The organism is Rhodoferax sp. (genome assembly GCF_037143375.1).
In the GTDB taxonomy this organism is placed as follows: domain Bacteria; phylum Pseudomonadota; class Gammaproteobacteria; order Burkholderiales; family Burkholderiaceae_C; genus Rhodoferax.
The window spans coordinates 1-5752 of the sequence record NZ_JBAWYV010000174.1 but is presented as its reverse complement, the minus strand read 5'-3'; the positions used below and the strand labels follow the sequence as shown (position 1 = coordinate 5752).

Genomic DNA, 5752 nt, shown 5'->3' with positions numbered 1-5752 from the left:
CGCCGGGGGCGGTCAGCACCAGCGCGGCGGGTTGCAGCTGGGTAATCACCTTGCCGAGCTCCAGCGGAAGGCCGCGCTCGCGTATTTCATCTGCAAAGTGCCTCATGGCGCTCATGAACACCGCAATGCGCTGCTTGGCCGACCAGACATGCGTGGACTCTTCGGCCACCTCGGCCATCCAGACCACGTCTTGAGTCGCATCGAAGCCCTACAAAGCGGAGGACTGTGCGTCGAGCTGGTCGCCAAGCACAATAACCAAATGGCGCACCATGGCGGGAAGTGCCGACTGCAAGCGGTCACGCTCAGCCATGCGTTGCCTTGTTGACAGCGGAATTCTTCTTGGCGCGACAAGCATCCGAGCAATACAGCACCGATTCCCAGTTCTTGGCCCAGGCCTTACGCCAGGTCATGCTGCGGTTGCACACTGTGCAGAGTTTGCTGGGCAGGGACTGCTTGTTGCCTTTGAAGTCGGTTTTCATACGGATACGGGTAGCCAATTAGTTGAACAGGCCGCCCTGCGGGGAGTGTGCAGGCGGTGTTTTGGCGTTGCGCTTGGGTATCAGTGGTTATCAGCCGCTTACTGGCGGCTGTGGGTGGCGCGGTGTCGCAGCCATGTGGCACCGCGCAGCACAGCATGCTTGGTCCGACGCCCAGCCATGCGCTTGCGCCACATCCGAAAAGACGAGGGCAACAGGTACCGGCGCATCAAGGCAATCACGGCGGATTCATTCAAGCCAAACTGAGCCTCAATCGCCTCGAACGTAGTGCGGTCCTCCCAAGCCATCTCGATGACGCGGGAGTGGTTGGCCTCGGAAAGCAACTTGGATCGGTTAACGGCGGTGATTGTCATGGCAAGCTGGATTTGTTGTTCGTCTGCATTAGTACGTGGACCAAGTCATCTCACGGACAGAAAGAACCGGGCGATTTCCCGGTCACAGTCAAGGCAATTGCCACGCCGGCATTGGTCCCGGCCAAGGAAGCTTGCAATGACAGCACCATAGCCCGCCAGCGCAAGCCCGGCGAAAGCGCGGTGGCCAGGCTCTGCCAACCAAGTGGCCATAGCCAGCAGGACAAATGGAACCAAGCCTGCAAATCCCAGTCGTTGCGCCCATACGGAGGGCACTACAGCGTGCGTCGCAGTCATTCGGAATCCGCTTCCTGTTCTAACTGCTTCGACGCCAACGCTGGCGTAGTTTCAGTGTTGCCCATGGCCGGATTACACATTTTCAGCCCGTCCCACTGCTGCCCACACCAGCAAAGCCCCTGGGCATCCAGGATGCAGGTGCCAGTGCCGCAGCAGCGTTCAACTTCTTCTTGCATTAGCAAACCGGATAGGTGTTGTTGGAGTGACCGAGCGACCCAGACAAGTAAAGTTGTCTGGCCACCTCAGCGTTTGTCAAATTCTCTCTGAATAAGCGTTTCATCGTGCATTTGAAGGACATTGAACATCCTGCGAACGCGTGACGTACCGCTCGAAAAGCTGTTGTGTGTTGAATCTGAAACACCACAAAACCTGCTTTGTAGTACAAAGAATGGTCAGCGCGCCCAATGAACTTCGCAACAGGTCGATGTGGGTCTAACGACTGCTTTCCGCAAAATCGTATGTCAGCTATTCCATTTTCACTGTGGTTCCCGGGTTTTGAGGCAATGACAACAATCAGCCTTCTAGCAGCCTAACTGATCAGCCAGCGACAGGAAGTCTTGCGCATGCCAGTTGTTGTCCTTGTGGGGAGAGATGTCCTTGGGATGGGCTGCACCAAACTCTGCTGAACGTTCAACGTATGCGGTCTGTAGGCCGCAGGCGCGTGCGGCGGCTAGGTCGTCCTGATGAGCGGCCACCAGCATGACCTCTGCCGGCGTTACGTCAAACACCTTAGCCACGCCCAGGTATGTCGCAGGGTCGGGCTTGTAGGCCCGAAACACCTCAGCCGACAAAATACAGTCCCATGGCAGGCCACCATGTTTGGCCATGTCAGCAAGCAGGCCGATGTTGCCATTTGATAGCGTGCAGATTGTGAAGCGAGACTTGAGTCGCGTTAACCCGGAAACCACGTCGGGCCACGGATCCAACCGGTGCCACGCCTTGTTCAGGTGATGCTTCTCCGATTCGCTCAGGTCAGCTATGCCGAACTGACCAAGAATCTGCTCAAGGATGAGTCGGTGCAGGTCATCAATCAGCGTCCAGCCCAGTTCGCCCGACATGACTCGACGCATTGCCGGCTGATAGCCGTCACGCCAAGCCAATGCAAACATTTCACCGTCCACAGTGGGTCGTAGCGCCCTTACCTCTCGGGCAATACCACTGTGCCAGTCGACAACAGTGCCAAAAACGTCGAACGCCAGGATTTTGAGATTTGAGTGGGAATTTGTGCGCATCTGCTTATTATTAGCAGAGTAAGCCACGCCTCGAATCAATGCGAATTTACAAGACTAACTCGGAGGGGCAAAACACAACCGAGTTTGATTTATAAAGGGTGAGTGTTGGCTTCATCAACAATTTGACCAGTTACGGGGGCTCTGCAATCCGCATCTACATCTGAACTCGTAATTCACTGTACTTTGGTAAAATCACAGACTCACGGCACATCTCGTCAAGTTGGCGTCGGCAGCAATACCCACGGATAGATTGCACAAATGACAAACGCTGGCACGGCCAATTCGACAGAGGCCAACAGGGTTTCCATCGTTGCCCAAACGCTTTAACGGTCACAAATCAAAACTCTAATCGCCGAGGCAACCCAACCGCTTGCTTTCGAGGCTTGCGACTTTGAGGGCGTTTACCTGTCACGGTTGAACCTGCGCGGCTTTGAATTCAGGGATTACACCTTCATGGAGGCATCCCTGTATGCGGCTTTTCTGTCGCAAACCACTTGGCTACGATGTCGTGGGCGTCAGGCCGACTTTGAAGCAGCTGAACTGGTTGAAACTCAGTTTCTCAATTGCGACCTCAACAATACCAAATGGCGTCGTGCCCGGTTGTCGTCAGCCATCTTCGAAGACACTTTATTGATTGGCGTCGACTTGCGCAAGATGTCGTTTCGAAAAACGCAATTGCAGCAGCTTGATTTCTCAGAAGCCGACATGTCAGGATGCGACTTTCGTGATGCTGTTTTTATGGGTGGCAGTCTGCGCAATGCCCATCTAAAGTTGACCCGCTTTGCCTTAGGAAGGTTGCGTACACACTGCAGTTACGTGATCATTCTCAGTCGTGAATGAACTCACACCCTATTTAAATCCAGCGTAAACAGGACGCATCAAACCCATCACAACGCTGTGATCGCTAAGGTCAGTTAAGGTTACATTGAGTAACGCATTTGATTCTGAGCAGTTCTGACATGGCAAATGCTTTTCTCACAACTGGTTGCGGGTTTTTAGGAAGTTGGAATTCGTTAAACAAAAGCGCTACCATTTTTATCTTTTTCGCGCTGAAAGCCCTTGAAGAAGAGGTGACGCCAAAGGACTGCGAGTGGCAAATTTAAAATATCATGCGCAATTACCAGCGCCTGAAAGTGAGTCCCCCGTATGTCAGATATTCCCACTTACACCCCGCCCAAGGTCTGGACCTGGGACAAGGCCAACGGGGGCCAATTCGCCAACATCAACCGCCCCATTGCCGGGCCAACGCACGAGGCTAAACTGCCGCGGGGCAAACACCCCCTGCAGTTGTATTCGCTGGCCACGCCCAACGGTGTCAAAGTTACCATCATGCTGGAGGAGCTACTCGCTCTGGGGCATGCCGGGGCGCAATACGATGCGTGGCTGATCCGCATCAACCAGGGCGATCAGTTCGGCAGCGGGTTTGTCGGGGTGAATCCGAACTCCAAGATTCCGGCGCTTTTGGACTGCAGTGTCACCGAGCCGATCCGGGTCTTCGAATCCGGTTCGATACTTTTGTACCTTGCTGAGAAGTTTGGCGCCTTTTTACCAGTTGAGCCGGCTCAACGCGCCGAATGTCTGTCGTGGTTGTTTTGGCAGATGGGCAGCGCGCCCTACTTGGGCGGTGGTTTCGGTCATTTTTACGCCTATGCGCCGACCAGGATCGAATACGCCATCGACCGCTTCGCCATGGAAGTCAAACGCCAGCTGGATGTGCTCAACCGCCAACTTGCAGAAAATGCCTATGTCAGCGGCGACGACTACACCATTGCGGACATGGCCATCTGGCCCTGGTATGGTGCGCTGGTCAAAGGCCTGGTGTATGAAGCCGGTGAATTCCTGCAGGTCGATGAGTACCCCCATGTGATCCGCTGGGCTGACGACATCGCCAAGCGGGGTGCGGTCCAACGCGGGCGCATGGTCAACCGCATCACCGGACCGCTGGAGTCGCAATTGCACGAACGTCACGATGCCAGCGACTTCGACACCCGCACCCAAGACAAGCTGAAGAATTCAAAATGATCACACTTTACGACTGTGCAACCGCACCCAGCCCCCGTCGCGCACGCATCCTGCTCGCCGAGAAAGGCATCGCCCACGACACCGTGCAGGTCGATTTGAAAGCGGGGGAACAACTTGGTGCGGCTTACCGAAAGATCAACCCCCAGTGCACGGTACCGGCGTTGCGTACGGACGAGGGCGCCATGTTGACCAGCAACGCGGCGATTGCCGCTTATCTGGAAGCCCGCTTCCCCCTGCCGCCCATGCTGGGCGCCACGCCGCTGGACAAGGCTGAAATTGCGGATTGGCATTGGCGGGTTGAATTCGAAGGTTTTTTGCCAATTGCCGAGGCCTTTCGCAACAGTTCCGTGGCCATGCGCAAGCGCGCCCTGCCTGGGCCGCAGAACTATGAACAAATTCCCCAACTGGCCGAGCGCGGACTGGCGAGGCTGCGCCAATTCCTGATGGATCTGGACGAACAGCTTCAAGATCGCGACTTCATCGCGGCCCAGCAGTTCAGCATCGCTGACATCGCAGCGGTCGTGACCATCGACTTTGCACGCATCGTCAAGGTCAGGCCCGATGAGCGCCACCCCAATCTCCTGCGCTGGCGATCGGCGATGGCTCAGCGTTCATCTATGAATTTGTAGCTGACCTTGTGAATCGGTGATCGGCGACCATCGTCAAATCCTGGCGCTGTAACTTTCTGTTCAGTTGGCCAATTCGCCCAGTCGTCCGTCGCGGAAGTCCTTCATTGCCTGATAAATCTCGTCCTGAGTGTTCATCACAAAAGGACCATACTGAACAATGGGCTCGTTCAAGGGTTGGCCGGCAATGATCAACAGCTTGGCATCGGCACCGGCCTCAATTACCACGCCATCGGCGGTGGCTTCATTGGCCAGGAGGGCCATGCGCTGCATCGGCACCAATTGACCAGCAATGCTGACTTCGCCCCGATAGACATAGACAAAAGCGTTGTGGCCCGTTGGCAGTCGCTGCTCAAACCGGGTACCCGCTGGCAGATGGACATCCAGATACAGGGGCTGCGTGACCTCCCGAGTCACGGCACCGCTCACCCCATGGCTCTGCCCCGCAATCACGGTCACCGCCGCACCTTCTTGAGTCCTGAATTTTGGCAGCTCAGTGTTCTTGAAGTCTCGGTACCAAGGCGTGCTCATCTTGTCGCGTTTTGGCAAATTCAGCCAGAGCTGAAAGCCCTCCATCACCCCTTCTTCCTGCTGCGGAATCTCGGAATGGATTACCCCTTTACCGGCTGTCATCCACTGCACGCCACCGTTTTCAAGCAACCCCTCGTGGCCGGCACTGTCACGGTGCAACATGCGCCCGGCAATCATGTAGGTCACGGTCTCGAAGC

Annotated in this window: 8 protein-coding genes; 3 read left to right on the top strand and 5 right to left on the bottom strand. The window is 55.8% G+C overall.

Annotation, left to right across the window (positions count from 1 at the left end):
• The 4 genes from WCG50_RS16795 to WCG50_RS16780 form a co-directional block, all read right to left on the bottom strand.
• On the bottom strand, nt 1-178 hold a 178-nt coding region (locus WCG50_RS16795), incomplete at its 3' end, for a cryptochrome/photolyase family protein (RefSeq protein ID WP_336900744.1).
• A gap of 124 nt (nt 179-302) precedes the next feature.
• Nucleotides 303-479 carry a DUF2256 domain-containing protein gene (locus WCG50_RS16790; RefSeq protein WP_336900743.1) on the bottom strand — a complete coding sequence of 59 codons (177 nt, stop codon included), beginning with the start codon at nt 477-479 and terminating at the stop codon, nt 303-305.
• Between the two features lie 98 nt (nt 480-577).
• Complete coding sequence (locus WCG50_RS16785; RefSeq protein ID WP_336900741.1) at nt 578-850, bottom strand: TIGR03643 family protein; 273 nt, start codon at nt 848-850, stop codon at nt 578-580.
• Nucleotides 851-1665: 815 nt separating this feature from the next.
• On the bottom strand, nt 1666-2376 hold the full coding sequence (locus tag WCG50_RS16780) for a haloacid dehalogenase type II (RefSeq protein ID WP_336900740.1): 711 nt from the start codon (nt 2374-2376) through the stop codon (nt 1666-1668).
• A 336-nt stretch (nt 2377-2712) separates the two neighbouring features.
• On the opposite strand from WCG50_RS16780, the gene WCG50_RS16775 reads away from it, so the two are divergent.
• The 3 genes from WCG50_RS16775 to WCG50_RS16765 all read left to right on the top strand — a co-directional run bounded on the left by WCG50_RS16775 (nt 2713) and on the right by WCG50_RS16765 (nt 5027).
• Nucleotides 2713-3216, top strand: a complete 504-nt coding sequence (locus tag WCG50_RS16775) for a pentapeptide repeat-containing protein (RefSeq protein WP_336900742.1) — start codon at nt 2713-2715, stop codon at nt 3214-3216.
• A 306-nt stretch (nt 3217-3522) separates the two neighbouring features.
• Nucleotides 3523-4398 (top strand): glutathione-dependent disulfide-bond oxidoreductase, encoded by an 876-nt coding sequence (yghU, locus tag WCG50_RS16770; protein ID WP_336900739.1) that lies wholly within the window; start codon nt 3523-3525, stop codon nt 4396-4398.
• Nucleotides 4395-5027: a glutathione S-transferase gene (locus tag WCG50_RS16765; RefSeq protein ID WP_336900738.1), complete on the top strand. Its 633-nt coding sequence runs from the start codon at nt 4395-4397 to the stop codon at nt 5025-5027. Before yghU ends, WCG50_RS16765 begins: the two co-directional genes overlap by 4 nt.
• Nucleotides 5028-5087: 60 nt before the next feature.
• On the opposite strand, the gene WCG50_RS16760 is transcribed toward WCG50_RS16765, so the two are convergent.
• Nucleotides 5088-5752, bottom strand: a 665-nt coding sequence (locus tag WCG50_RS16760) for a pirin family protein (RefSeq protein ID WP_336900737.1), incomplete at its 5' end; no start/stop codon positions are given.

Excerpts from the sequence above, each read along its gene's own strand:
- WCG50_RS16765 (WP_336900738.1), top strand. The coding sequence starts at position 4,395 with ATGATCACACTTTACGACTGTGCAACCGCACCCAGCCCCCGTCGCGCA.
- WCG50_RS16780 (WP_336900740.1), bottom strand. The coding sequence starts at position 2,376 with ATGCGCACAAATTCCCACTCAAATCTCAAAATCCTGGCGTTCGACGTT.
- yghU (WP_336900739.1), top strand. The coding sequence starts at position 3,523 with ATGTCAGATATTCCCACTTACACCCCGCCCAAGGTCTGGACCTGGGAC.
- WCG50_RS16785 (WP_336900741.1), bottom strand. The coding sequence starts at position 850 with ATGACAATCACCGCCGTTAACCGATCCAAGTTGCTTTCCGAGGCCAAC.
- WCG50_RS16790 (WP_336900743.1), bottom strand. The coding sequence starts at position 479 with ATGAAAACCGACTTCAAAGGCAACAAGCAGTCCCTGCCCAGCAAACTC.